This window comes from Streptomyces sp. SM18 (assembly GCF_002910775.2).
GTDB classification, from domain to species: Bacteria; Actinomycetota; Actinomycetes; order Streptomycetales; family Streptomycetaceae; genus Streptomyces; species Streptomyces halstedii.
Window position 1 is genome coordinate 7081207 of the sequence record NZ_CP029342.1, and the last position, 26745, is coordinate 7107951.

The following is a 26745-nucleotide window of genomic DNA, read 5'->3' on the forward strand; positions in this document are numbered from 1 at the left end:
CCATGGGCCCCTCGGGCTTCCTTGAACTGCGCCGATGCGGTCTTCTCTCCTGGGTCACCATCTTGTGCGGAGGGTTGCTGGTGGACGAGTGCGAACGGTCGGCCGATGGCGGGAATCCTGCGGTCCCCCTTTCGAGCGGCGGGACCGGTGAGGTCAGGAATTCCCTGGCCGCCCTTCTCCGCGTGACCGCCTATCCGGTGCTTTTGCTGGCGGTTGTCACGGTCGGTGCGGCGGCATTGCTCCTCCGCTGGGATCCGGCCCGGGTCAGCCCGCTATTCCTGGTCGGGACCCTCGTCTATCTCGCCGTCCTCGAACGGCTGATCCCGTACGAGCGGGAGTGGCACCCGGGAAGCGACGAGTGGCGCTGGTACGGCGCCTACTTCGTGCTCACCATGGCCGGGAGCGCGCTGGCCCAGCTCCTGGTCACCGCCACCGTCGGCTGGATCTCGCCCGCGGAGCCGTCCCACCACCTCGGCATCGAGATCCCCGGGGCCCTGCTGACCGGATCGTTCGTCAGCTACGTGGTGCACCGGCTGGGGCACAGCAACCCGCTCCTGTGGCGACTGCACGGGGTGCACCACGTGCCGCGGAAGGTCAACGTCGCCAACAACGGCGTGAACCATGTGCTGGACATCGTCCTGGCCCAGAGCCTCGTCCAGCTGACGCTGGCGCTCGTGGGCTTCTCGCGCTCGTCGGTACTGGTGGTGGGGCTCTTCGTGGCCGCCCAGGGCTACTTCGTCCACGCGAACATCGACGTCCGCATCGGCCGGTTCAACCATCTGCTGGCCAGCCCCGAGCAGCACCGCCTGCACCACAGCACCGACCTGTCCGAAGCCGGCCACTACGGCTCCGACCTCTCGTGCTGGGACCACTTCTTCGGCAGCTTCACCTGGCACCCCGGCCGTGAACCCGCCGCGATCGGGCTCAGCGACCCGGGCTCGTTCCCCGGTACCGGCGAGATCCTCGCCAGCCTTCTGCACCCCTGGAGACGCCGCCCGGAAGCCGGGCGCGGGCCGAGCTGACCACCGAGCCGGTCCGTCCGGACGCCGGCCCGGCCGCGTCCCGACGGACCTCCACCCCTCCGCCGCCTCTCTCCTGTCCCGCCTTACGACTTGAGGAGTTCGACATGGCCGACGCGATCAACAACCCGTTACGGAGCAAGGTGGCGATCATCGGTATGGGCTGCCGCCTGCCGGGCGGTGCCTCGGACCACCGGACGTTCTGGCGCAACCTGATGGAGGGCAAGGACTGCATCACCCCCACGCCGCCCGACCGGTACGACGTCACCACCCTCGGCAGCCGCCTCCGGGACAAGCCCGGACGGCTCACCGGCGGCCGGGGCGGATACATCGACGGATTCGACGAGTTCGACCCCGCGTTCTTCGGGATCAGCCCACGCGAGGCCGACTACATGGACCCCCAGCAGCGCAAACTGCTGGAGGTCGCCTGGGAGGCCCTGGAGGACGGCGGCCAGCGCCCCGCCGAGCTCGCGGGCAGCGATGTCGCCGTCTACGTCGGCGCGTTCACCCTCGATTACAAGATCCTCCAGTTCTCCGACCTCGGCTTCACCTCGCTGGCCGCGCACACCGCGACCGGCACGATGATGACGATGGTGTCGAACCGTGTCTCGCACTGCTTCGACTTCCGCGGGCCCAGCCTCTCGATCGACACCGCGTGCAGCTCCTCCCTGGTGGCCGTGCACCTGGCCTGCCAGGCGCTGGACCGGGGAGAGAGCGACCTCGCGCTCGCCGGCGGCACCCTCCTGCACATGGCCCCGCAGTACACCGTGGCCGAGACGAAGGGTGGCTTCCTGTCACCCGAGGGCCGTTCACGCACGTTCGACGCGGGCGCCGACGGCTATGTGCGGGCCGAGGGCGTCGGACTGGTCGCGCTGAAGCGGCTGGAGGACGCCGTCCGCGACGGGGACCGGATCCACGCGGTGATCCTCGGCAGCGGGGTCAACCAGGACGGCCGTACGAACGGCATCACCGTCCCCAACGCCGAGGCGCAGGTCTCCCTCATCCGGCGCGTGTGCGCCGAGGCGGGAATCGCCCCCGGCGGACTCCAGTACATGGAGGCACACGGCACCTCCACCCCCGTCGGCGATCCGATCGAGGCCAACGCGCTGGCCAGGGCCCTGGCGGTCGGACGCGCCCCCGGCGACCGCTGCTACGTCGGCTCGGTGAAGACCAACATCGGGCACACCGAGTCCGCCGCCGGAATCGCCGGGCTGATCAAGACCGTGCTGTGCCTCAAGCACCGGTACATCCCGCCCCACATCAACCTGGAGCGCCTCAACCCCGCCATCGACGCGGACGCGCTGCCCTACGAGATCCCCACCCGGCCGACCGCGTGGCCCGAGCACGAAGGGCCCGCGCGCGCCGGGGTGAACTCGTTCGGATTCGGCGGCACCAACGCCCATGTGGTGCTGGAGGAGGCCCCACCGGTGGCGCCGGACGGCCCCGCCACGACCGCAGGACGCACCGCGGCCACCGCCGCCGGCCCACCCGTCGTCCGGAGCGCGCCCACCGCCCCGGACGGACGCGCCTGGAGCATCCTTCCGCTGAGCGCCCGCCACCCGGACGCGCTCGGCGAGCTGGCCGCCGGGATCACGGGCGAACTGGCCGGCGGCGACGGCCGCGCCCCGGTGTCCCTGGCCGACCTCGGTCACACCCTGGCACACCGCCGCCAGCACCTGACCGAACGGCTGTCCGTCGTCTACACCTCGCGCGCCTCACTGGACGAGGCGCTCACGGCATACCGGCGCGGTGAGCCCCACCCCCGGGTCGTCCAGGGCCGTCTGCGAACCGCGGAGGACCGCCGGCTGGTCTGGGTCTTCACCGGCATGGGACCCCAGTGGTGGGGCATGGGCCGGCAACTCCTCCGGGAGGAACCGGCCTTCCGCGAGGCCGTGACCGAATGCGACCGGGTCCTCGGCCGGTTCACCGACTGGTCGCTGCTCGCGGAGATGTCCGCCCCGCAGTCCACGTCGCGGATGGCCGAGACCTGGCTCGCACAGCCCGCGAACTTCGCCGTGCAGATCGGACTCGCGGCCATGTGGCGGGCGTACGGAGTGCGTCCGGACGCCGTGGCCGGACACAGCACCGGTGAGATCGCCGCGTTCTACGAGGCGGGCGTCTACTCGCTGGAGGACGCGGTCCGGATCGTCGTGCACCGCAGCCGGCTCCAGCAGACCCTGGCCGGGACGGGCACCATGCTCGCCGTGAGCCTCTCGGAGGAAGAGGCCGAACAGCGGGTACGTCCCTACCGGGACCGGGTGTCGATCGCCGCCGTCAACAGCCCCACCTCCCTCACCCTCGCCGGGGAGGAGGAGGCGCTGACCCTGCTGGCCGAGGAACTGCGGGCCGAACAGCTCTTCGCCAAGTTCCTCACGGTCGAGGTCCCGTACCACAGCGTCGGCATGGAACGGATCAAGGACGACCTGTTCGAGGCCCTGGCCGGCCTCACCCCGCGCCCCGCCCGGGTCCCCCTGTACCTCACCGGGCAGGAGGGGACCGCGGACGGCCCCGAACTCGACGCGGCCTACTGGTGGAAGAACGTCCGTGACCGGGTGCGCTTCCGGGCGGCCGTCGACCGCCTGGCCGACGACGGCCACCAGGTGTTCCTGGAGATCGGCCCCCACCCGGTGCTCGCCCACTCGATCCGCGAATGCCTCGACGCCAGGGCCGCGTCCGGACTCACCCTGCCCTCGATCCGCCGCCAGGAGGACGAGAGCGAGCGGTTCGCCGCCTCGCTCGCCTCGCTCCACAACCTGGGCACCGGCATCGCCTGGGACACCCTCCAGCCGGCCGGCCGCCCGGTCACCCTGCCCCGCTATCCGTGGAGGCGCGACCGCCACTGGACCGAGCCGGCGGCGGTCGCCCAGGTACGCCTGGGCCGCCTCGACCACCCGCTGCTCGGCCGCCGCACCGACCACGCGGAGCCGACCTGGCAGGCCCGTCTCGACACCGAGACCCTGCCCTACCTCGCCGACCACCGCATCCAGGACACCGTCGTGTTCCCCGCCGCGGGCTACCTGGAGATGGCGGCCCAGGCCGTCCTGCGGATCACCGGAGGCACCCGCGCCGTCCTCGCCGGCATCGACCTGCGCAAGGCGCTCTTCCTGTCCGGCACCGAGGACAGGACCGTGCAGCTGTCGCTCTCCCTGGAGGACGCCGCCTTCACCGTCGCGTCCCCGGCAGGCGGCGACGGGGAGCGGACCGTGCACGCGAGCGGGGTCGTCCGCACCGGGCAGCGGCGCGATCCGGGGCCCCCGCTCGACGCGGCGGCGATCCGCGCACGCACCACCACGCGGCTCGCCGGACCCGACTGCTACACCGCGCTGGCCCGGCTCGGCTACCACTACGGCCCCGCCTTCCAGGCCATCGAAGAGGTGTGGATCGGTACCGGTGAGGTACTGGCCCGGATCCGCCCGCCCCAGGCCATCGGCGACGACGCCGCCCGGCACCACCTCCACCCCGTCCTGCTCGACGCCTGCTTCCAGTCGCTGCTGACACCGCAGACCCTGCGGGAGGACACCGAGCCGGGCGGCGGCATCAGGCTGCCGCTCACCCTGGACGAGGTCGCCCTCGAACCGGTCAGCGACCAACCGCTGTGGGTCCACGCCACGCTGCTCCCCAGCGACAAGGACACGACCCTCGGAGACATCGCCCTCTACGCCGACGACGGCTCCCCGCTGGGCCGGATCAGCGGATTCCGGGCCGCCGACGTGGAGAAGGCGGCGACCACCGTCGCCCGGACCACCATCGACTCCTGGCTCGCGGAGACCGTCTGGACCCAGGCCCCGCCGCAGCCGGACGAGGACGCCGACGCGGCGGCCGCGGCGCGGGACCACGGCTGGCTGGTCCTCGCCGACGGCCAGGGGGTCGCCGACGCCTTCGCCGCCCTCGCGGCGGCCCGGGGCGAACGCTGCCACCTGGTGCGCGCGGGCGACGGATACACCGAAGGCGGGATCGGCGGAGCCCTCACCGTCGACCCCGGGTCCCCGGCCGACCTGGACCGCCTCTTCGCCCATCTGGACCGGCAGGGCGGCCCCTTCCGGGGAGCCGTCCTGCACCTGTGGAACCTCGACCGCCCCCCGCTCGCCCGGTGCGACCGGCGGGCACTGGGCGACCACACGGGCCCCGGCGCCTACTCGCTGGTCGTGCTCGCCCGCACCCTGCTCGCCCGGGGCGGCGCCGGCCGGCTGCACATCGTCACCCGCGGCGCCCAGCCCGTCCTGCCCGGCGAGGCCGTCGAACCGCTCGGGGCGCCCGCCTGGGGCATCGGCCGGGTACTGCGCCACCAGGAGCTCATCGACCACCCCGGCAAGCTGATCGACCTCGACCCCCGGCAGCGGTCAGGGCCCGACGGCGTGCGCGCCGACGCCGAGGCGCTGCTGCGCGAGGTGCTCACCCGCGACGAGGAAGAGGTGGCCCTGCGCGCCGGAGACCGCCGTACCAGCCGGCTGAGCCCCGCCGAGGGCCTGACCCGCCCCCTGCCGCTCAGGCTGCGGGCCGACGGCAGCTATCTGGTGACCGGCGCCTTCGGCGCGCTCGGCCGCCTCCTGTGCCGCACGCTCGTCCGCCGTGGGGCCCGCAGGCTCATCCTGGTCGGGCGCACACCGGTGCCGGCCAGGGAGAAGTGGTCCGGCGCCGACCCGACCGCGGCGGAGGGCCGTGCCGTCGCCCTGCTGCGCGAGCTGGAGGACCTGGGCGCGCAGACCGTCCTGGCCCCGCTCGACATCACCGACGAGGACGCGCTGACCCGCTGGCTCGACGCGTACCGCAGCACCGACCCACCGCCCGTGCGCGGCGTCTTCCATCTCGCCGGACAGGTACGGGACACCCTGGTCACCGACCTGGACCGGTCCGCCTTCGACGCCGTCCACGACCCCAAGACCGTCGGCGCCTTCCTCCTGCACCGGCACCTGAGGGACGAACCGCTCGACCACTTCGTGCTGTTCGCCTCGATCGCCTCCCTGCTGACCACGGCGGGCCAGACCAACTACGCGGCGGGCAACGCCTTCCTGGACGCCCTCGCCCATCACCGGCGTGCCCAGGGCCTGCCCGCGCTGAGCCTGGACTGGGGTCCCTGGGCCACCGGGATGATCGAGGAACTCGGCCTGGTCGACCACTATCTGCACAGCCGCGGCATGAGCTCCCTCGCCCCGGAGGCGGGCATGGGCGTCCTGGAGCGCGTCATCGGCCAGGACCACGCACAGCTGGTCGTCGCCACCGTCGTGGACTGGCCGGTCTTCCTCGCCTGGTACCCGGCCCCTCCGCCGCTGGTGGCCGGCCTGGCCGCGGCGGCGGCCCCTCCGGCGTCCGGGGGATCGGGCAACGCCTTCCTCGACGCCTTCGGCGCCGCCGACGAGGAGACCCGCCGCTCCCTGGTGGCCGGGCGGTTCGCCGAGCTGGCCGCCGCCGTCCTGCGCACCACCGCGGAAAGCGTCGACATGGCGTCCGGCCTCGGCACCCTCGGACTCGACTCGCTGCTCGCCATGGAACTGCGCGCCCGCGTCCACGCCGAACTCGGCGTGGCCCTGCCCGTCGTCGCCCTGCTGAGCGGCACCCCGGCCGGAGAGCTGGCCACCCAGCTGCACGACGGGCTGAGCGCCCTGGTCGCCGCCGAGGACTCCGGTGACGGGACCCGTGCCGTCGAACCGCACCACGACGAGAGCCGGTACCCGCTGACCCAGAACCAGAAGGCGCTCTGGTTCCTGAAACACCTCAACCCCGACGGCTACGCCTACAACATCGGCGGAGCCGTCGAGGTGACCGTCGCCCTCGAACCGGACCTGATGTTCGAGGCCGTCCGCAGGCTGATCGCACGGCACCCGGCCCTGCGCACGAACTTCGTCCTGGAGGACGGCCGGGCCGTCCAGCGGGTCTCCCCGGACGCCGAGCCCGACCTCGCCCTCTTCGACGTGCGGGACCAGGACTGGGACACCATCCACCGGACGATCGTCGCGGAGTACCGCAAGCCCTACGACCTCGCACACGATCCGCTGGTCCGCTTCCGGCTCTTCCGGCGCGGGCCCGAGCGCTGGATCATCATGAAGGCCGTCCACCACATCGTCTCCGACGCCATCTCCACGTTCACCTTCATCGAGGAACTCTTCGAGGTGTACGAGGCGCTGCGGCAGGGACAGGAACCGCAGCTGCCGCCTCCGGCCGCCCGCTACCTGGACTTCCTCAACCAGCAGAACCAGTTCCTGGCCGGGCGCGAGGCCGCGGGCATGCTCGACTACTGGCGCTCCCACCTGCCGGCCGAGGTCCCGCTCCTCGACCTCCCCGTCGACAAGCCGCGCCCCGCCGTGCAGACCCACAACGGCGCCTCGGAGTTCTTCGCGCTCGACACCGAACTCAGCGCCCGCGTCCACGCCCTGGCCCGCGCCCACCACGTCACCCCGTTCATGGTGCTGCTGAGCGCCTACTACCTCCTGCTCCACCGCTACTCCGGCCAGGACGACATCGTCGTCGGCAGCCCGGTGACCGGCCGCACCCGCCAGGACTTCGCGTCCGTCTACGGCTACTTCGTCAACCCGCTGCCGCTGCACGCCGACCTCTCGGGCGCCCCGACCGTCGCCGAACTGCTGGAACAGGTCCGCACGACCGTGCTCGGCGGACTGGACAACCAGGAGTACCCGTTCGTGCTGCTCGTCGAGGAGCTGGGCCTTCAGCACGACCCCAGCCGCTCGGCCGTGTTCCAGGCGATGTTCATCCTGCTGACCCACAAGGTGGTCACCGAGCAGTACGGATACAAGCTGGACTACATCGAACTACCTGAGGAGGAAGGGCAGTTCGACCTCACCCTGTCGGTGTACGAGGACGAGTCCGAGCACCGTTTCCACTGTGTGTTCAAGTACAACACCGACCTCTTCCTCGCGGAGACGGTGCGCCGGATGGCCTCCCACTACACCCGGCTGCTGGACCGGATGACCCGGGCGGCGGGGGACCGGCCCACGTCACGGCTGGAGATGCTCGACGACGCCGAACGGGAGCGGCTGGTGGGGCGGTGGGGCCGGCCCGCCCTGCCCGCCCCCCGCACGTCTCCGGCCTCCACCGTCGGGCCGGAGCCCTTCCTGCCGGTGCACGTCCGGATCGGCCGGGTTGCCGCCGCCCGCCCCGAGGCCGTCGCCGTCACCGTGCCGGCCCCGGACGGCGGGGCACGGCGCATGACGTACGCGGAGCTGGAGCGCCGTGCCGGGGAGTGCGCCCAGCGGCTGCGCGCACGCGGGGTCACCACCGGGTCGGTGGTCGCCCTCCGCCTCGACAAGTCACCCGAACTGATCGTCACCCTCCTCGCCGTGCTCAAGGCGGGCGGATCCTATCTCCCCGTCCAGCCCGACCAGCCCTCGGACCGGCTGGCGCATCTCCTGCGGATCACCGGCGCGGTGCTGCTCGTCACCGACGGCACGGCGGAGCAGGGGCCGTCCGAAGGGCTGCCGGTGGCGACGGTGACCCTCGAGGCGCTGCACACCACCGGGCCCGAGCCCGGCACCTCCCCGGCCCCGGAGGAAGAGGTGGGCCCCGGCTCTCCCGCGTACGTCATCACCACCTCGGGCTCCACCGGGCGTCCCAAGGCCGTCCGGGTCGGCCACGGCAACCTCGCCTCCGCGTACACCGCGTGGCGCGACGCCTACCGCCTGGAGGAGGACGTCCGGGTGCACCTCCAGATGGCCGGTCCGTCGTTCGACGTGTTCACCGGCGACCTGGTCCGTGCCCTGTGCTCGGGCGGGAACCTCGTCCTGGCCGACCGCGACCTCCTCTTCGACACACCGCGCCTCTACCGCACGATGCGTCAGGAACACGTGGACTGCGCGGAGTTCGTGCCCGCCGTGGTGCGCGGCCTGATGGACCACTGCGTCCGCGAGGACCTGAGGCTGGACTTCATGCGGCTGCTGGTGGTCGGTTCGGACGCCTGGAACGTGGGGGAGTACCGGCGACTGGGCGAGCTGTGCGGCCCCCGGACCCGCCTCGTCAACTCCTACGGCCTCACCGAGGCGACGGTGGACAGCGCCTTCTTCGAGGGCCCCGCCGACGACCTCGAACCGGGCCTGATGGTCCCCATCGGCCGGCCCCTGCCGCACAGCACGCTCCATGTCCTCGACCCCCACGGCGAACCCGTCCCGCCGGGCGTCCCCGGCGAACTGTGGATCGGCGGCGACGGCGTGGCCCTGGGATACGCGGGGGACCCGGAGCAGACCGCGCGGCGCTTCGTCACCCGCACCCTGAGTCGCCGGCCCGGCGCCACGCCCGAGCGGTTCTACCGGACCGGCGACATCGCCCGCTGGGACGCGCACGGCCGCGTCCACCTGCTCGGCCGTACCGACGGGCAGGTGAAGCTGCGCGGCCACCGCGTCGAGACCGGCGAGATCGAGGCTCACCTGCACCGCTGGCCGGCGCTCGCCCGTGCCGTGGTCACCGTACGCACCGACACCCGCCAGGACCCCGCGCTCTGCGCCTACTGCGTCCCCGCACCCGGCGCCACGCTGGACCGGGGGGCGCTCCGGCGCCACCTGGCCGGCGCCCTGCCCTCGTACATGATCCCGTCGTACTTCGTGGAGATGTCCGCGCTGCCGCTCACGTCCAACGGCAAGGTCGACCTCGCGGCCCTCCCGGCCCCCCGCGCCGAGACACGGGAGCGCACCCACGAGCCGCCGACCACCCTCTACGAGGTGAGCGTGGCCCGGCACTGGAAGGCGCTCCTGGACCTCGAACAGGTGGGTCTGGAGGACGACTTCTTCGAGTCCGGGGGCAGTTCGGTCAAGCTCATCGAACTCCTCCACCACCTGCGGACCGAATTCGGTGTCAGCGTCCCCGTCAGCCGGCTGTACCGCACCACGACCCTGCACGGCATGGCGGCCACGGTCCAGGACGTCCTGCACGGCACGTCCGCCGACGAACTGCCCTTCCTCTCGTTCAACGGCGGGCAGTCCCGGCTCCTCTTCGCCTTCCCGCCCGCGGGCGGCCACGGACTCGTCTACCGCGGCCTCTCCGCCCACCTCCCGGAGTACACCGTCATAGGCTTCAACTACCTCCCCGGAGACGACAAGGTGACCCGGTACGCCGACCTGATCGAGTCGGCCCGGCCCGAGGGGGCGTGCCTGCTCCTCGGCTACTCCCTCGGCGGCAACCTCGCCTTCGAGACCGCCAAGGAGCTCGAACGCCGGGGGCGCCAGGTCGCCCACGTCGTCGTCCTGGACTCCCGCCGCATCCTGGAACCCTACGAACCGGGCGACGAGGGGATCCGCGCCTTCGAGGCCGAGCTGGCCGAACACCTGCGCAAACACACCGGCTCCGAGGCCGTCGCCCGCGAGACACTCGCCCACGCCGCCGAATACCTGGCCTTCTGCGGACGTACCCCCAACACCGGCACCGTCACCGCGGCGGTCAGCGTCATCACCGACGAGGAGAAGGCATCCCTGTACGCCGCGGGCGAGCGGGGTACCTGGCACGGCAGCTCCGCCGGCACCACCACCGTGCTGCGCGGCTCCGGCACCCACGCCGACATGCTCGACCCCAAGCACCTCGCCCGCAACGCCGAGCTGGTGCGCGCCGTACTGACGGGGGACGCGGCCCATGGCGGATGACGACTCCACCGACTGGACCAGCAGGCGGCGCGCACCCGGCACGGCACCGCGCGTCATCGTCATCGGCGCCGGTGTGGCCGGCCTCTCCACCGGCTGCTACGCGCAGATGAGCGGCGCCAGGACCCGGATCTTCGAGAAGCACGTGCTGCCCGGCGGCTGCTGCACCGCGTGGTCGCGCGACGGCTACCTCTTCGACTACTGCATCGAATGGCTGATCGGCACCGCTCCGGGCAACGACGCCCACCGGGTGTGGCGCGAACTGGGCGCGTTCGACGGCAAGACGATGACCAACTTCGACCTGTTCAACAAGGTCGAGGACGAGAGCGGCCGGTCGGTGCTCTTCTACAACGACCCCGACCGGCTGGAGGCCCACCTTCTGGACCTCTCGCCCGCCGACGCCGGTCCCGTCCGGGCCTTCACGCGTGACCTGAGACGGTTCACCGGCATCGAGCTGTACCCCTTCCTGACCGCGCCCCCGCTGCGCACCGTCCGGGAGAGGGCGGCGCTGCTGCGCACGGTCCTGCCCGCCTTCCGGCTGTTCTGGCGCACCGCGGCGACACCGATGCACACCTTCGCCGACACCTTCCAGGACCCGCTGCTGCGCCGGGCGTTCCGCAACATCTTCTTCCAGGACCCGGAGGGCTTCCCGCTCCTGCCGTACCTCTTCAACATGGCCGCCGCCCACCACGGCAACGCCGGATTCCCGCAGGGCGGCTCGCTGGGCCTCGCCCGCTCCGTGGAGGAGCGCTATCTCGGTCTCGGGGGCACGGTCACCTACCGGGCCCGCGCCGAGAGGATCCTGGTCGAGAACGGCCGCGCGATCGGCGTGGAGCTCAGGAACGGCCGCCGCTACTACGCCGAGCACGTCGTCGCGGCCTGCGACGGCCACACCACCGTCCACACCCTGCTCGGCGGCAGGTACACGAGCCCCCGGATCGACAAGCTCTACACCGACCTGCTGGAGCGCCCCGGCACCCTGTTCCCCGCGGTCGTCTCCGCCTTCGTCGGGGTCCGGGGCACGATCGGCCCCGAGGAGGCCCACAGCACCACCCATCTGCTGTCCGCGAAGGACGCCGCCCGGCTCCCCGGCACCCTCCAGAACAGCCTGGTCGCGCAGGTGCGTTCCCGCTACTCCGACGGATTCGCTCCGCCGGGCCACAGCGTCGTGCACTGCACCTACTTCAGCGACTTCGGCTACTGGAAGGAACTGCGTACCAGGGACCGCAAGGAGTACCGCGCCCGCAAACGCGAGGTCGCCGACTTCGTCCGCGCCTTCCTGGGGCGCCGTACCCCGGGACTTGCCGAGCGCATCGAGCTGATCGACGTGGCGACTCCCGCCACCACACACCGGTACACCGGCAACCACGACGGTTCCATCCTGGCCTGGAAGGCGTTCTCCGACGCCGACGACGTCGCCGCCCGGCTGGTCGGCAAGGACCGGATGCGGCTGCCCGGACTGAGCGGCTTCTCCATGGCCGGCCAGTGGGTCGGCATGGGCGGTCTGATCCGCGCCGCCTCCACCGGCCGCTTCGCCGTCCAGTACCTCTGCCGCGAACTCGGCCTGGAGTTCCGGGCGTGGGAGAGCGACGGGGCCGAGCCCTGGCATCCGGGGAAGCTGGGGCACCTGCCCCAGCTCGACCGCTGGTCCGCGCGGGAGGAGACCGGCTCATGACGGACAGGACGAACGGGACCCGGCCGGGCGCCCCCGACCGCAGAGAGACCATGATCATCATCGGCGCCGGGCTCGGCGGCCTCTCCACCGGCTGCTACGCGCAGATGAACGGCTACCGCACCCACATCCTGGAGATGCACGAACTGCCCGGAGGCTGCTGCACCGCCTGGGACCGCGGCGGCTTCACCCTGGACGCCTGCGTCAGCTGGCTCCTCGGCAGCGGCCCCGGCAACGAGATGCACCAGATCTGGCTGGAGCTCGGCGCGTTGCAGGGAAAGGAGGTACGCCACTTCGACGTGTTCAACATCGTCCGCGGACGCGACGGCAGAGCCGTCCACTTCTACTCCGACCCCGACCGGCTGGAGGCCCACCTCATCCAGCTCTCACCGGCCGACGCCAAAGCGGTCCGCCGGTTCTGCGCCCACCTGCGCACCTTCCGCAAGGCCCTCGCCGTCTACCCCTTCCTCAAACCCGTCGGCCTGATGACCCGCACCGAACGCTGGCGGATGCTCGCCTCGTTCCTCCCGTACTTCAACACCGTCCGGAGCACCATCACCGTCCTGATGACCGACTTCTCGGCACGGTTCAAGGACCCGCTCCTGCGCGAGGCGTTCAACTTCATCCTGTACGAGAAGCACCCCGCCTTCCCGGTGCTCCCCTTCCACTTCCAGCTCGCCTCGCACGCCAACCTCTCCGCGGGCGTCCCCGAGGGCGGTTCACTGGGCCTGGCCCGTTCGATCGAACACCGCTACCGGCGCCTGGGCGGCGAGGTCTCGTACAACACGAAGGTCGAGACCGTGCTCGTCGAGGACGACCGCGCCGTCGGCGTCCGGCTCAGCGACGGACAGGAACTCCGCGCGGACATCGTCGTGTCGGCCTGCGACGGCTACACCACCACCATGAAGCTCCTGGGCGGCCGCTATCTCGACGACACCTACCGGCGCCTGTACACCCGGACCATCCACGAACCCGGCATGGTCTTCCCCGGCTACTTCACCCTCTTCCTCGGCCTCTCCCGCCCCTTTCCCGGAGGAGACCCCTGCACGACCTACCTGCTGGACGAGTCCACGGCGGCCCAGCTGACCGGCATCCGCCACCCGAGCGTCAACGTCCAGTTCCGCAGCCGCCATTACCCCGAACTCTCACCGAGCGGAACCACCGTCGTCTACGCCACCTACTTCTGCGACATCGCCCCCTGGCGCGCCCTGGACGAAGGCCCCGAACAGGTCACCCGGGTCCGCGGCGGCGAGCAGCTGCACACCCTGCCGGTCCGGCACGGCCGCGGCTACTACGCCGCCAAACGGCGGGCGCGCGAGACGCTCGTGGACTTCCTGGAGCAGCGCTTCCCCGGCGTCCGGGACGCGATCGTCGTCCGTGACGTGTCCAGCCCCCTCACCCAGGTCCGCTACACGGGCAACTACGACGGCACGGTGCTCGGCTGGCAGCCCTTCGTGGAGAGCGGGGAGACGCTGGAAGAGCTGATCAAGCAGCACGGCCCCGGACTCCCCGGGCTGCGCGACTTCTACCAGTCCGGCGTATGGGCCACCACCGGCGGGCTGATCCGGGCCGCCGCCGCCGGACGCCACGTCATGCAGTTCGTGTGCCGCGACGACGGCAGGCCCTTCACCGCGTCGGTGGACCGCACCGCGCCTTTGCCCACCCACCGCGTGATCCCCGTACCGGCACGCCCCGACCCCCGCGCCGCGGCCGGCCGGCGGACCACCGGCACACGGACGACAGGGAAGGCAGGAAAGACCCCATGAAGATCAAGAAGTGGGTGGTCCGCGAGCACGTCGAGGGCGTGCCCGACGTGGACCGCGTCTACGAGAAGGTCGTCGAGGAACTCGATGTGGACCTCGCGCCCGACGAGATGCTCCTGCGCACCCTCTACGTCTCCGTCGACCCCTACCTCCAGGGCATCGCTCTGGACACCCCGCTCGGGGGCCACATGGGGGCCGACTCGATCATGGAGGTGCTGGAGTCCGGACCGCTCGCCGCCCACCGCCCCGGCGACCTGGTCCAGGGATTCGGCGGCTGGCGCTCCCACCTGGTCGGCACGGGCGCCGCCGAACTCTGGCAGACCGGGACCTTCCCCATGGTCTTCCCCGCCTACCGCAGGCTCGACCCCGGCCGGTACGACGACGCCCTGCCGCTCTCCACCGCCCTGAGCGTGATGGGCGGACCCGGCATGACGGCCTGGGGAACCCTCACCAAGTACATGACGGTCAGACCCGGCGACACCTTCGTCATCAGCGGGGCCTCCGGCGCGGTGGGCGCGCTCGTCGGCCAGCTGGCCGCCCTCGCGGGCGCCCGGGTCGTCGGCACCACCTCCTCCCCGCAGAAGGCGGACTACCTCACCGGCCTCGGTTTCGACACCGTCGTCACCTACCGGCACGGGGACGGCGCCGACACCATCGCCAAGGACCTGGCACGGGCGGCCCCGGACGGCGTCGACCGGTACTTCGACAACCTCGGCGGCGCCGTCACCGACGCGGTGTTCCCGATGCTCAACGTCGGCGGCCAGGTAGCCGTGTGCTGGCAGTGGGCGACCCAGGTCGGCAACGAGGGCGTCGGGCCCCGGCTGCTGCCCTACCTCATGTTCCCGCGGGCGACCGTCCGGGGGGTCTTCTCGCTGGAGTGGTTCACCGACGAGAACTGGCAGGCCCTCCACACCGAACTGGGCAGCAGGGTCCGGCGCGGCGAGGTCGTCTGCGACCACACCTTCCACTACGGCTTCGACAACATCCCCACCGCCTACGACAGCCTGTACCGCGATCGCGCGGTCAACCGCGGCAAGGTGCTGGTCGAACTCTGACCGACCCGGCGCTCCCATCCGCACGCCGAACTCCGAACTCCGAACGAAGGCCTCACCGGTACGGCCAAGGAGGCACAGTGACCGCCATCGAACAGCAGACCGCCGACCCCGCAGCCCCGCCCCTGGTCCCGATGCACCGCCTGCGCTTCGAGGAACCGGGCCCGCCCCGCCTCGCCGCACTGCCGGACGGGTCCCCCGCCTGGCTGGTCAGCAGACACTCCGACGTCCGCCGGGTCCTCTCGGACCCCCGCTTCGGCCGCGCCCGGCTGTACGCGGACGAGGCGCCCTCACCCTCCGGCGTACCCGACCTGGTGAACAACCCCGACCTGATGTTCAACCAGGACGGCCCCGACCACCTGCGGCTGCGCCGCACCCTGCGCCGCGCCTTCACCCCGAGGGCCGTCGCCCGCTGGCGGCCCTGGATCACCGGCATCGTGGAACAGCTCCTCGACCGGCTGGAAGAGGAACCGCGCCCGGCCGACGTGGTCGAGACGTTCACCCTGCCGCTCCCGGTCGCCGTCATCAGCCGGCTGATGGGGCTCGACGAGTCCGTCCGGGGCCGGATGCGCCACTGGAGCGAGCACGCCTTCTCCGACGGCTCCCACGCCGGGGAGCAGGTGGAGTCCGTACTCAGGGAGTTCAGCGACTTCGGCGCCCAGCTCCTCGCGGAACGGCGCCGCACACCGGGCGACGACCTGATCAGCGGCCTGGTCCGGGCCGCCGACCAGGAAGGCGGCATCCCCGAGGCGCAGTTGGTGAGCCTGGTGTGCGGACTGGTCGTCGGCGGCCACGACAGCACGATGACCATGCTCGGCAACGGACTGCTCTACCTCCTCGGGGAGCGGCCGGAGACCTGGCACCGGCTGGGCGCCGACGAGGAGGCGGCCGGCACGGTCGCGGACCGGCTCATCCACCTCGTCCCGCTCGGGGACGACCGGGGCTCCGCACGCCATGCCTCCACGGACGTCGAGATCGGCGGGGTGACGATCCCGGCCGGGGCGGTCGTCCTCGCGGACTGCGGGATGGCCAACCGCGACCCGGAGGTCTTCCCGAGCGGTCTGGCCGACGGCCTCTTCACCCCGCTGGAGGCGCCGACCCTCTCCTTCGGTGCCGGAGCGCACTACTGCCTGGGCGCGTGGCTGGCCCGGGCGGAACTCCAGACCGCCCTGCACCGCCTGGCCGCCCGCTTCCCGGGACTGCGCCTGGCCGAACCGGTGGGCACGGTCACCTGGCGGACCGGCAGCACCTCCCGCAGCCCGCAGAGCCTCGCCGTGACCTGGTGACCGCCCGCGCCAGGCGGGTCGGAACGCCCTGGCCCCCGCGCGCCGCCGACCGAGCCCCCCGCCGCGTCACACCGGCGCGGCGGGGGCCGCCAGGTGTCCGCACTGCCGGGCCTCCAGCGCCTCGACACGCGCGGCCTGCTCCTCGGTGACCACATCGCAGATCCAGTCCCAGTGCACCGTGACCAGATCACCCGCGGCGACCGGGTCGATGAGGCTCCGGCCGCCGACGGCCCAGCGCACGGTGTCCTCCCGTTCCGGGCCGGGCGCCGGCGTCACGCCGTCCCACACCAGCGGCCGGGACCGCACGGTGGCACTCCCCCCGTCCACGCGCACCACCCGCGCGGTCCGGATACGGCACCGGTCCAGCACGTCCAGGGCGGCCGGGTGGCCGCTGCCGCGCAGCAGCGCCGCCCACGGGTACACCTCGAACACCTGGAAGCTGTGGTGGGCCAGGGCCCGCTCCGACGCCTCGCGCCACGTACCCCCGAGCTGCCCGCGGAAGCGGTCGAGCAGGCGCTCCACGAGAGCCGCCGAATCGGCCGGGCCCAGCAGGTCGTTGCCGATCCAGTAGGCCTCGACCACCCGCGCGTCGAGCGGGTCGGCGATCCCGGCCGCCTCCGCGAGGAACTCCAGATAGCACCAGGCCCCCTCGAACCGCCGCGCCCGCCGCTCGATGTCCGCGGTCGCCCCCGGCCGGAGCAGCGCGGAGGCGTCGTCGGGACCGCAGTATCCGAGTGCGTTGGGCGGGTACGCGTACCGCGCGAACAGGAGCGCGCCCTCGGCGGACATTCAGCAGATCCTCGGCAACTGCTCGCCGACCGGGAGCCCGACGACCCGGCTGCCGCCCAGCCCGGTCCTCGCCACCACCATCCCCGGGTGCTCGGGTACACAGGTCCCGATCCGGCAGGCGGAGCGCCCCAGGGGATGGGCCCGCAGCGCGGCGAGCACCTGGTCCGCGGACGCGGACGGCACGATCGCGATCAGCTTGCCCTCGTTGGCCACCTGCAACGGGTCGAGTCCGAGCAGGCTGCACGCGTCCCGTACCGCCACCGGTACCGGCAGCGCGCGCTCCACCAGGTCGATGCCGACCGACGAGGCGCGGGCGATCTCGTTGAGTGAGGCCGAGACGCCCCCGCGGGTCGGATCGCGCAGTACGCGCAGGTCCGCGCCGGTGGCGATCATGTCGGCGACCACCCCGTGCAGGGGCGCGGTGTCGCTCTCCACGGCCGTACCGAACTCCAGGCCCTCCCGGCAGCTCATCACCGCGACACCGTGCACCCCGATGTCGCCGCTGACCAGCACGGCGTCTCCGGGCCGGGCGCGGCGCGGGCCGATGTCCACGCCGTCGGGGACCAGGCCGATGCCGGAGGTGTTGAGGTAGACACCGTCGCCGCTGGCGCTGTCCACCACCTTGGTGTCCCCGGTGACCAGCCGGACCCCGGCGGCCCGCGCGGCCGCGCCGACGGCCTCGGCGACCCGGCCCAGGTCGGCCAGGGCCGTGCCCTCCTGGAGGATGAACGCGGTGGACAGGTACAGCGGCACCGCGCCGGACATCGCCAGGTCGTTGACCGTCCCGTTCACCGCGAGATCACCGATCGACCCGCCCGGGAAGAACATCGGCTTCACCACGTAGGAGTCGGTGGAGAACGCGAGCCGGGTCCCGGCGGCCCCGATGCCCAGGACGGCCGAGTCACCGAGTTCGGACGAGGCCGCCGTCCCGTACGCGGGCAGGAACAGATGCTCGACCAGTTCGGCCGACATCGCGCCGCCGCCGCCGTGGCCCATCATGACGGAGCCGGTGTCCCGCAGCGGAACCGGGCAGACCCACCCCTCGAAGTCGAGGGGCTCCACCCCGTCGTGCACGGTGTCCGTCATGTGGCATCGACCAGTTCCAGCCGGCGGTGGGTGTAGTAGGCGGCGCAGGCGCCCTCGGAGGACACCATCGTCGCGCCCAGCGGCTTGCGTGGTGTGCACTCCTTGCCGAACGCCGCGCACTCCTGCGGTTTGATCTGGCCCTGCAGCACCTCTCCGGACCGGCACAGCGACGACTCCTGTGTGCGGATGCCGGACACGTCGAAGCGCCGCTCGGCGTCGAACGCGCCGTATTTCTCCGCCAGTCGCCAGCCGCTCAGCGGAATCGCCCCGATGCCCCGCCACGTCCGGTCGGTCACCTCGAAGACGTCCCGCAGCATCGCGACGGCCGGGGCGTTGCCCTCGTCGCGCACGGCGCGCGGATAGGCGTTCTCGACTTCGTGGCGGCCCGATTCGAGCTGGATGACCGTCCGTCTGATGCCCTCCAGGATGTCCAGCGGTTCGAATCCGGTGATCACGATCGGGACCTCGTACCTCTGGGCCAGCGGCGGGTACTCCGACGTGCCCATCACGCTGCACACGTGCCCGGCGGCGAGGAAGGCCTGGACGCGGCAGGCGGGCGATTCCATGACGGCGGCGATCGCCGGCGGCACGAGCACATGGGACACGAGCAGCGAGAAGTTCCGGACGCCGAGGCGCTTGGCCTGGTACACGGCCATCGCGTTGGCCGGCGCGGTGGTCTCGAAGCCGATCCCGAAGAAGACGACCTCCTTCTCCGGGTTCTGCCGGGCGATCTTCAGGGCGTCCAGGGGGGAGTAGACCACCCGTACGTCGCCGCCCGCGCTCTTCACCGAGAACAGGTCCTGACCGCTGCCCGGCACCCTCAGCATGTCGCCGAAGGAGCAGAAGACGACATCGGGCCGGGCGGCGATCGCCAGGGCCCTGTCGATGACCTCCAACGGTGTGACGCAGACGGGGCAGCCGGGGCCGTGAATCAACTCGATGCCCTCGGGCAGCAGTTGATCGATACCGTGCCGGATGATCGAGTGGGTCTGGCCGCCGCACACCTCCATCAGCGACCACGCCCGGGTGGTCACCGCGTGGATCTCGTCGAGCAGCCGCTTGGCCGGCTCGGGGTTGCCGAACTCTTCGAGGTACTTCACCGGCCGGCTCCTTCTACGAGATCCCGCTGCTGGGCGGCCTGTTCGAGACCGTCGCCGAACTCCTCCGCCAGGATCCCGAGCCGCTCGAAGTTGGCCAGGGTCTCCTCGGCCGAGCGTTCGTCCAGGCGCTGGATGGCGAATCCGACGTGCACGATGACGTATTCGCCGATCGTCACATCAGGGATGTACTGGAGGCACACCTCCTTGCGTACGCCACCGAAGTCGACGTCGGCCATCAGGGTGCCGTCCACCTCGACGGTGCTGAGGACACGTCCTGGTACTGCCAGACACATGGTTTCTCTTCTCTGTGGATCCCTCGAAGGCCCAGAAGCCCGCCGGCGCGGCCGGGTCAGCCGGAGGCCGCGACCAGAAGCTGCCCGAACGCGATCCCGCCGTCGTTCGGAGGAAGCAGCCGTGGACGCAGCACGGTGAAGCCCCGCTCGGTCAGGAGGCGGTGGGCGGCGTCCAGGAGGACGGCGTTCTGGAAGACGCCACCGCCGAGCGCCACCACACCGAGGCCGGTCCTCTCCCGGCAGATCTCCGCGAACCGGGCGACGAGCCCGGCGACGGACGCATGGAAACGCGCCGCGATCACCTCGGGCGCCACCCCGGCCCGTACGTCGCGGACCACCGCGCGGACGACCGGCCCGGGATCGGCCACGGCCTGCTCCTGGGACGTCGCGGAGGGCAGGCCGAAGGCGTAGCGGTCGCGGGGGGCGCACTCCTCCGCCCGCGCGGCCCGCGCCAGCCCCTCCAGCTCGACGGCCGCCTGCGCCTCGTGGTCCACGGTGTGCCGGACACCGGACAGCGAGGCGACGGCGTCGAACAGCCGGCCCATCCCGGAGGTGGGTACGCAGCCGAAGCCGGTGCCGAACTGATGGGCCAGCACGTCCCGTTCCCTCGGCGGACAGGCACGGACCGCGGGCAGTTCCTCGTCCCAGCCGATCCCGGCCGCCCGCAGATGGGCGAGCGCCATCCGGTACGGCCGCAGCACGCTCGCGTCACCCCCGGCGAGCGGCACGTATCCCAGATGGCCCGCCCTGCTGAACGACTTGTAACCGGCGATCAGCGCCTCACCGCCCCAGGCCGCTCCGTCGGTGCCCTGGCCGGTGCCGTCGAAGGCGATCCCGATCACGCTCTCGTCCGGGCCGAGTCCGTGTTCCCCCATGACAGAGGCGATGTGCGCGTGATGGTGCTGCACCGTCCGGACCGGCCGCCCCCGCGCGTGCTCCCGGGCCCAGGTCCCGGACCGGTAGCCGGGATGCGGGTCGGTGACCAGCTGCCCTGGGGTGACCCCGGTGAGGCGCTCCAGACGCTCCTCGGTCCGGGTCAGCGCCTCGACCGTGGCCGGTGCGTCCATGTCCCCGATGTGCTGGCTGACCCAGGCGTAGCGGCCCTCGCCCAGCGCACAGGTGTTCTTGAGGTCGGCGCCGACCGCGAGCGTGGGCGGTACGTCGAAGGGGAGCGCGAGGGGCAGGGGCGCGTACCCCCGTGACCTGCGCACCGGAAGCTCGGCACCCGCCACGAACCGGCTGACCGAGTCGTCGCACGGCACATGGATCTCCCGGTCGTGCCGCAGCCAGGCGTCGACCAACGGGGCCAGCTCGGCCAGGGCCTCGGCGTCCCCGGTGACGATCGGTTCACCCGACAGGTTCGCCGAGGTCATCACCAGCGCGTCCGGCCCCGGAGGGTCGTCCCCCGTCCCGAAGAGCAGGACGTGCACCGGCGTGTACGGGAGCATCACCCCGAGGTCCGGGTTGCCCGGTGCGACGGACGGTGACACCCCGCCGGACGTTCCGGTCGCCGGTCGCCGGGGCAGGAGGACGATCGGCCTGCGGGCACCGGTGAGCAGGGCCTCCTCGTCGTCGGTGAGCCTCACGAGCTCCCCGGCGGCCGCGAGACCGGACACCATCACCGCGAACGGCTTGTCCCCGCGCCGCTTCCGGCGCCGCAGCTCGCGCACGGCGTCGTCGTTGCGGGCGTCGCACGCCAGGTGGTAGCCGCCGAGGCCCTTGACCGCGACGATCCGTCCCGCGGCGAGCAGTTCGCGCGCGCCCCGCAGGGCGTCCTCGCCGGTGACGGGTACCGCCGTGTCCGTGCGGACGAGTTCGAGCCGGGGGCCGCAGGCGTGGCACGCGATGGGCTGCGCGTGGAAGCGCCGGTCGGCCGGGTCCTCGTACTCGGCCCGGCAGTCCTCGCACATCGGGAAGCCGGCCATCGTGGTGGCGGCCCGGTCGTAGGGGGTGCCCGTGACGATCGTGAACCTGGGTCCGCAGTGGGTGCAGGTGATGAAGGGGTGGCGGTGGCGCCGGTCGGCCGGATCGCGCATCTCGTCGAGACAGGCCTGGCAGGTGGCGATGTCCGGGGAGACCAGCGTGCGGGCCCGGCCGCCCCCGGTGGAGGCCTCGATGGTGAACTCGGTCGCGCCGGTGGGCGGTTGATCGAACGCGCGGACGTCCTCGACGATCGCGAGCGGCGGGGCGTCGGCCACGAGCCGCCGGCCGAACTCCTCGACCGCCTCAGGAGCGCCCTCGACCTCCGCGACCACACCGGCGCCGGTGTTCGTGACCCGGCCCGCGAGCATCAGCTCCGAGGCGGTGACGTAGACGAAGGGCCGGAAACCCACGCCCTGCACCACCCCGCGCACCTCGAACCCGCGCCGGATCCGCTGGGTGCGGGCCTGCCCCATCATCTCCAGGCCCGCCAGCGCCTCCCTGGCCTTGGCCCGGTCGATGACCTCCACCGCGAACCCCATGTGCAGGAGCACCCAGTCGCCGTCGGCGGGGGCCTGGTCGAGCATCCCGATGTTGACGCGCCGCCGCGCCCCCTCCACATCGACGAGCGCGAGCTGGCCGGCGTACCCGTCCACGATCTCCACCACGCGGCCGGGGATGCCAAGACACATGATCAGGTTCTCCGGTGTTAGACGCTCTGGGGATGTCCGGCGTGCGGGCCGGGCGCGGCCGGCAGCAGCCGCCCGACCAGCGCGCGCACGACGTCGGCCGCACCGGGCACCGCCGCGTGGACCGTGCTGCTGAGACCGATGCCCTCCTCCACTCCGGCCGGGGTGCAGCCGACGAGGTAGGTGACCGGAAGAGTACCGCCCAGTTGGCCCAGGTTTGCCAGCACCGCAACGGGATTCATGCCATGTGCGTCGAATTCACCCGTTCCGAGGTCATCCGTACCGATCTCCAGTACGGTCATCTCACCGGGCGGGCCGTCTCCCGGATACGCGTCCACCAGGATCAGCGCGTCGTATCCGTCGAGCAGGTCGTACGCGAGATGCATCCCCCGGATCCCGTAGTCGACCACGCGGACGCCCGGAGGCAGTCCGCCGGCTTCCGCGAGCCGCCGCACCACCTCCGGACCGAAGCCGTCGTCGCTCAGGAAGAGGTTGCCGACGCCCGCCACGAGCACACGCCCGGCCACGTCGCTCCGCATGTTCCGCTCCTCAGGTGGATGGCTGACCCGTGCGGGTCAGCCGCCGCCGGACCGGAGGTCCGGGGCGTCCGGGTCGTGGGGGCCCTGCGGCTGGACTGAGGTGTCGGACTTCTTGTCCGAGGAACCCTCGGGCCGGTCGGCCGGGCCGCCGGACGGCTGGTCGGACCCCGTGTCGCGTGAGCCCTTGCGGCCCCGTACCTCCTGGGGCTCCTCCGCCAGGTGCTCGCCCGGCACGTCGGAATACGGCCTGTCGGTCATGGGAACCACGTCCTCACTCACATCGAACGGATCTTCAGGTACCGGCGGATGTCGGGGATGGACTTCACCGCGGCGCCCACGGCGATCAGCGCGGCGGCCGAGACGACGGCGGTGGTGAGTACGCCCAGGGTCTTCACGATCGGCTCTCCTCTCGGTGTTCCGGACTCCCGGCGGGCAGCGGTTCGAGCTCGTCGGGCGCGAAGTAGAGATAGCGGCCGTACCAGTCGTGCAGGTCGGCCGCCGGGTCGTCGAGGAGGACCACCGCGACATGGGTGCCGCCGTCCACGTCCGAGAGGACGGCTGTGACCCGCGCGACCTGGTCGGCGAGGAAGAGGTCCTGGGCGTCGGCCCGCCGGGAGGGGCGCAGCCTGACGAAGCTGCCCTTGGCGACGCGCACACCGTCGACCACCACCGCGTCGCTCCCCGGCCGTACGTCCGCGTCGGACGCCGGATCCCACCAGGGAGCACCCTCGGTGCCGAAGGTGTCCGGGGCGGCGGTCTCCGCCCGGGGATCGCGCAGCAGGCCGTGCAACTGCCGCATGCCGGACTCGGACATGCCGTCGCACCGGTCGATGATCTCCCGGGCCCGAGGATCGGTCGCCCGTGCCTCGGCCTTCTCCTTCTCGGTCATGGTCATCACCCGCAGGGTCAGGATCTCGTCGATCTCGGTCGAGTCGAAGAGGGCCCCGGCGCTCTGCTCGGCCACCTCCGGGTAGTCGTACAGGATGATCGGGGCGCCCAGCACGGTGTCCGTCGAGCCCCGCACCCCGGCCAGGACCGGCCAGCACCGGCGCTGCCGGCAGCGACCGGCGGCAGCGGCCGCCTCGTCCGGCGGTTCGAGCAGGGACACGAACGCGGCGTCGTGCGCGTCCAGGATCAGATGGGCGCCGATCAGCGAGGCGCGGCAGGCGGCGTCCTTGTCGTCGGCGGGCTCGGGGTGCTCGTTGCGGACGGACACCGAGAGACGGACGTAGCCGTCGTCGACGACGGGCCGTGTACGGATCCGGACCGTCAACGGCTGCCGCCTGCGCACGATCCGGCCCACCACCGAGCCGCGCGTGTCGGTCAGCGGCTCCGACTCCTCACCGCCGGCCACCTGACGCAGGGTGTCGACGGGCCCCGTCAGGCCGGCCGCGGGCAGGGTGATCTCGTGTTCGACCGCCTCGTCCCAGGTCAGCTGCCGCACCCCGTCCACGTCGAGCGACGCCACCGGGGTGTGCCCGCCGTCCGCCTCACGCCGCTCCACCTCCCTGACCCGCACCTGGAGGAAGCGGAGGCGCACCGTGACCGCCCCGCCCGACTCTCCGGGAGCCAGCAGGCACTGCGTCTCCATCTCCGGTTCCTCACCGAAGCTCGCCGCCGCCGCGAGCGGTGGTCCGAGGACTCCGAACTGCCACCGCGACCGGTTCTTGTGCGCGCTCGCCCGGTACGGGTAGAGCAGGTACCCCTCGTAGAGGACCGCGTCGGCGACCGCGCGCACCTGGTCGACGCTCACCGGACCACCTCACCGTTCTCGGCCAGCAGAGCGTCCACCGTCTCCTCCCAACTGGTGAGGCCGCGCTTCGCACGGAAATCCGCGAAGCGGGCGAGCACGTCGTGATCCAGCCTGATCCAGCCGGTGTTGGGGAAGTGGTACGCCATCATCTGCCGCCACACCGCGACCGGCAGCTCGTGCCGGGCCTCGCGGTCCCACGGGACGCGCTGCACCGCGAACCCCGCCTGGCCCCGGGTGAACACGGTCCCCGAGAACATCAGCGTCAGGGGCACGGCGCCGTCCCGGAGGGCGTGCAGATACCGGGACCCGACCACGTCGAAGTCGTAGGTGCAGGGCAGGGGCAGATCGAACTCGGTGGCGCCGGTGAACCCCTGCACCGTCGTGTCGCACTGCATCCACTGGAACGGCCGCAGGGTGTCCGACCAGCGTTCCCGTTCCCCGAACAGGGCGTGCAGGCCGTCCCGTTCGATCGCGTCGTAGGGGCGGCGCTGCGGTTCGATGCGCACCTGGCAGTGCAGGGCGATCGCGTGGATCCGCCGGCCGGCCCTCTCCTCGATCCGCAGGCGCGCGGTCAGTTGCGGGGCCGCCGTGTACGGCTCGGCGACGACGTCGAGCACGGAGAACGCGAGGTCGCTCACCGCGCCTCGGCTCCGGCGGCCGGCCGGCTGCGGCCGTCCACCTGCGCGAAGAAGGCGTCCATCGCGGTGTGCGCCTCCTGGCCGCCGTCGAAACCGCGCCACACCGTCCGCAGTCTGCCGACCAGTTCGTAGCAGGTGTCGACGGGCACCAGATGGCAGCTGCCGCCTCCGCCGTCGAAGCGGCGGACCAGCAGTGCCTCGACGTCGGGCCGCAGGACGGACAGTTCCGGGGCGGCCTTGACCACTCGCTCCCAGGCGTCGAGCGGCAGCTCGGACTCCGTCGCACCGGCGGGCCCCGGATAGAAGGCGACGACGCGGTCCTGGACCGAGTTGCGAAACAGGAACGCCAGCCCGACCGGGATCTGTAACTCGTCCCAGGCGCGCCCGTCCATGGTCAGGCCCTCGAAACGCAGATAGCGGTCGGGGACGGCGCGGTAGCGCAGATCGGCCCCCTCGTCCGCGAACAGGAGGCAGCACGCCCGGCAACCGCACAGCAGGGCACGGCTTTCGACGTTCACCAGGTGCGCGTGGTCCTCACCGACCGGGGCGGCGCACAGCTCGCAGCGCTCACCGTCGGCCGGCCGCGGGCGCTCGCGCGCGATCCGCGACAACACCGCGGCGGGGGAGCCCTGACGGCCCGTCGTACTCATGTCGCCACCGTCGCGGGGACGCAGACCGAGACGCCCGCCCCGTCCGCGAGCAGCGGGAGCGGATCGAGGTGCAGCCCCTCCACGTCCAGGCAGGAGCCCGCCCGACGCACGTCGTAACGCGCCCGGCAGCCGGCGCACCGCAGCACGCCGTCCCCGGCCGCGCCGCCGAGCCGCCGCTCCGGCGCGGCACCGTCGAACGGCCGCTCGCAGCGGGCGCACCGGTCGGCGAAGGCGAACAGGTCCGCACCGATCCGGCAGCCCACGGCGGCGACACCCTCGACGGTGAAGCGGACCACCGCGCCGGGCTCCACGGCGGACAGCTCCGGGACGACTCGCCACGAGGCGCCCTCCTCGGCCTCCCCGTGGAGCCGGGTGAAGAGGGCGTCCACCGGGACGACGGGACCGGCCGTCTCCTCCTCTGCGGCCTCGACCTCGATGGAGGTGACCTCCGGAGCCGCCGCCTCCACGGCTCCCCGCACCGCGAGCTTCAGCGTGACCGAGGACGAGGGGCAGCCGTCGCAACTGCCCAGCAGCCGCAGCCGCACGGTCCCGTCGTCGGTGACGGCCAGCAGTTCGACGTCGCCGCCGTGCGAGCCGAGGTAGGGACGGACGCTCTCCAGCGCCTTCTCGACCCGCGTCTCCACGTCGTACGGGTGCAGGCCGTGCACCAGCAGCACACTGGCCACCAGGTCGTCCCCGGCGAGCGCCGCCAGGACCGTGTCGTCCAGGGTGCCGTGCTCGTGCACGAGATCGAGCAGCCGTTCGAGACCCGCTCCGTAGAAGTCGACGACGAGGCGCACCAGTTCCTCGCTTCGCTCCCGCGCGACGGTGCCGCCGGACGCGCTGGCCGCGATCAGCGTGTCGATGCGCTCCCCGGTGCGGCGCCAGTCGGCGGAGGGGTGCTCCGAGACCTCGGCCACG

At 72.3% G+C, this 26745-nt stretch carries 18 protein-coding genes; 6 read left to right on the top strand and 12 right to left on the bottom strand.

The window, feature by feature from the left end; translation table 11 throughout:
* Window positions 1-80: 80 nt before the first annotated feature.
* The 6 genes from B9S64_RS31465 to B9S64_RS31490 all read left to right on the top strand — a co-directional run bounded on the left by B9S64_RS31465 (window position 81) and on the right by B9S64_RS31490 (window position 16367).
* On the top strand, window positions 81-1022 hold the full coding sequence (locus B9S64_RS31465; RefSeq protein ID WP_103491726.1) for a sterol desaturase family protein: 942 nt from the start codon (window positions 81-83) through the stop codon (window positions 1020-1022).
* A 104-nt stretch (window positions 1023-1126) separates the two neighbouring features.
* A complete protein-coding gene (locus tag B9S64_RS31470) occupies window positions 1127-10597 on the top strand; it encodes a non-ribosomal peptide synthetase/type I polyketide synthase (RefSeq protein ID WP_103491727.1) in 9471 nt (3156 codons plus the stop codon).
* Entirely contained in the window at window positions 10587-12269 is a 1683-nt protein-coding gene (locus B9S64_RS31475) for an NAD(P)/FAD-dependent oxidoreductase (protein ID WP_103491728.1), read from the top strand. Before B9S64_RS31470 ends, B9S64_RS31475 begins: the two co-directional genes overlap by 11 nt.
* Window positions 12266-14032: an NAD(P)/FAD-dependent oxidoreductase gene (locus B9S64_RS31480; RefSeq protein ID WP_181012322.1), complete on the top strand. Its 1767-nt coding sequence runs from the start codon at window positions 12266-12268 to the stop codon at window positions 14030-14032. Before B9S64_RS31475 ends, B9S64_RS31480 begins: the two co-directional genes overlap by 4 nt.
* Window positions 14029-15084, top strand: a complete 1056-nt coding sequence (locus B9S64_RS31485; protein ID WP_103491729.1) for an NADP-dependent oxidoreductase — start codon at window positions 14029-14031, stop codon at window positions 15082-15084. Before B9S64_RS31480 ends, B9S64_RS31485 begins: the two co-directional genes overlap by 4 nt.
* Before the next feature lie 131 nt (window positions 15085-15215).
* Window positions 15216-16367: a cytochrome P450 gene (locus B9S64_RS31490; RefSeq protein ID WP_103491745.1), complete on the top strand. Its 1152-nt coding sequence runs from the start codon at window positions 15216-15218 to the stop codon at window positions 16365-16367.
* A gap of 66 nt (window positions 16368-16433) precedes the next feature.
* Here B9S64_RS31490 and B9S64_RS31495 read toward each other — a convergent pair whose 3' ends face one another.
* Genes B9S64_RS31495 through B9S64_RS31545 form a run of 12 tightly spaced genes read right to left on the bottom strand, consistent with a single transcriptional unit; the run spans window position 16434 to window position 26744 of the window.
* A complete protein-coding gene (locus B9S64_RS31495) occupies window positions 16434-17156 on the bottom strand; it encodes a DUF6390 family protein (RefSeq protein WP_103491730.1) in 723 nt (240 codons plus the stop codon).
* Window positions 17157-18242: a hydrogenase expression/formation protein HypE gene (hypE, locus tag B9S64_RS31500; protein ID WP_103491731.1), complete on the bottom strand. Its 1086-nt coding sequence runs from the start codon at window positions 18240-18242 to the stop codon at window positions 17157-17159.
* A complete protein-coding gene (hypD, locus tag B9S64_RS31505; protein ID WP_103491732.1) occupies window positions 18239-19342 on the bottom strand; it encodes a hydrogenase formation protein HypD in 1104 nt (367 codons plus the stop codon). The genes hypE and hypD overlap by 4 nt, the downstream gene beginning before the upstream one ends.
* Window positions 19339-19635, bottom strand: coding sequence for a HypC/HybG/HupF family hydrogenase formation chaperone (locus B9S64_RS31510; protein ID WP_103491733.1), 297 nt, complete (start codon window positions 19633-19635; stop codon window positions 19339-19341). Before B9S64_RS31510 ends, hypD begins: the two co-directional genes overlap by 4 nt.
* Window positions 19636-19691: 56 nt before the next feature.
* The gene (gene hypF, locus B9S64_RS31515) at window positions 19692-22247 is read right to left on the bottom strand and encodes a carbamoyltransferase HypF (protein ID WP_103491734.1); all 2556 of its coding nucleotides are present in this window, start codon (window positions 22245-22247) and stop codon (window positions 19692-19694) included.
* A gap of 17 nt (window positions 22248-22264) precedes the next feature.
* Window positions 22265-22783 carry a hydrogenase maturation protease gene (locus tag B9S64_RS31520; RefSeq protein WP_103491735.1) on the bottom strand — a complete coding sequence of 173 codons (519 nt, stop codon included), beginning with the start codon at window positions 22781-22783 and terminating at the stop codon, window positions 22265-22267.
* A 36-nt stretch (window positions 22784-22819) separates the two neighbouring features.
* Complete coding sequence (locus B9S64_RS31525) at window positions 22820-23041, bottom strand: hypothetical protein (RefSeq protein WP_103491736.1); 222 nt, start codon at window positions 23039-23041, stop codon at window positions 22820-22822.
* A gap of 17 nt (window positions 23042-23058) precedes the next feature.
* Window positions 23059-23178 carry a hypothetical protein gene (locus tag B9S64_RS35580; protein ID WP_374936077.1) on the bottom strand — a complete coding sequence of 40 codons (120 nt, stop codon included), beginning with the start codon at window positions 23176-23178 and terminating at the stop codon, window positions 23059-23061.
* Window positions 23175-24536, bottom strand: coding sequence for a hypothetical protein (locus B9S64_RS31530; protein WP_103491737.1), 1362 nt, complete (start codon window positions 24534-24536; stop codon window positions 23175-23177). The genes B9S64_RS35580 and B9S64_RS31530 overlap by 4 nt, the downstream gene beginning before the upstream one ends.
* Entirely contained in the window at window positions 24533-25174 is a 642-nt protein-coding gene (locus B9S64_RS31535; protein ID WP_103491738.1) for a DUF6084 family protein, read from the bottom strand. The genes B9S64_RS31530 and B9S64_RS31535 overlap by 4 nt, the downstream gene beginning before the upstream one ends.
* Window positions 25171-25824 carry a DUF5947 family protein gene (locus B9S64_RS31540; protein ID WP_103491739.1) on the bottom strand — a complete coding sequence of 218 codons (654 nt, stop codon included), beginning with the start codon at window positions 25822-25824 and terminating at the stop codon, window positions 25171-25173. Before B9S64_RS31540 ends, B9S64_RS31535 begins: the two co-directional genes overlap by 4 nt.
* Window positions 25821-26744, bottom strand: a complete 924-nt coding sequence (locus B9S64_RS31545; protein ID WP_181012323.1) for a NifU family protein — start codon at window positions 26742-26744, stop codon at window positions 25821-25823. Before B9S64_RS31545 ends, B9S64_RS31540 begins: the two co-directional genes overlap by 4 nt.
* Between the last annotated feature and the right edge of the window lies 1 nt (window position 26745).

Bases quoted from the DNA above. Each gene is read 5' to 3' on its own strand.
- B9S64_RS31470 (WP_103491727.1), top strand. From the start codon at position 1,127: ATGGCCGACGCGATCAACAACCCGTTACGGAGCAAGGTGGCGATCATC.
- B9S64_RS31475 (WP_103491728.1), top strand. From the start codon at position 10,587: ATGGCGGATGACGACTCCACCGACTGGACCAGCAGGCGGCGCGCACCC.
- B9S64_RS31480 (WP_181012322.1), top strand. From the start codon at position 12,266: ATGACGGACAGGACGAACGGGACCCGGCCGGGCGCCCCCGACCGCAGA.
- B9S64_RS31485 (WP_103491729.1), top strand. From the start codon at position 14,029: ATGAAGATCAAGAAGTGGGTGGTCCGCGAGCACGTCGAGGGCGTGCCC.
- B9S64_RS31490 (WP_103491745.1), top strand. From the start codon at position 15,216: ATGCACCGCCTGCGCTTCGAGGAACCGGGCCCGCCCCGCCTCGCCGCA.
- B9S64_RS31495 (WP_103491730.1), bottom strand. From the start codon at position 17,156: ATGTCCGCCGAGGGCGCGCTCCTGTTCGCGCGGTACGCGTACCCGCCC.
- hypE (WP_103491731.1), bottom strand. From the start codon at position 18,242: ATGACGGACACCGTGCACGACGGGGTGGAGCCCCTCGACTTCGAGGGG.
- B9S64_RS31510 (WP_103491733.1), bottom strand. From the start codon at position 19,635: ATGTGTCTGGCAGTACCAGGACGTGTCCTCAGCACCGTCGAGGTGGAC.
- hypF (WP_103491734.1), bottom strand. From the start codon at position 22,247: ATGTGTCTTGGCATCCCCGGCCGCGTGGTGGAGATCGTGGACGGGTAC.
- B9S64_RS31520 (WP_103491735.1), bottom strand. From the start codon at position 22,783: ATGCGGAGCGACGTGGCCGGGCGTGTGCTCGTGGCGGGCGTCGGCAAC.
- B9S64_RS31525 (WP_103491736.1), bottom strand. From the start codon at position 23,041: ATGACCGACAGGCCGTATTCCGACGTGCCGGGCGAGCACCTGGCGGAG.
- B9S64_RS31540 (WP_103491739.1), bottom strand. From the start codon at position 25,824: ATGAGTACGACGGGCCGTCAGGGCTCCCCCGCCGCGGTGTTGTCGCGG.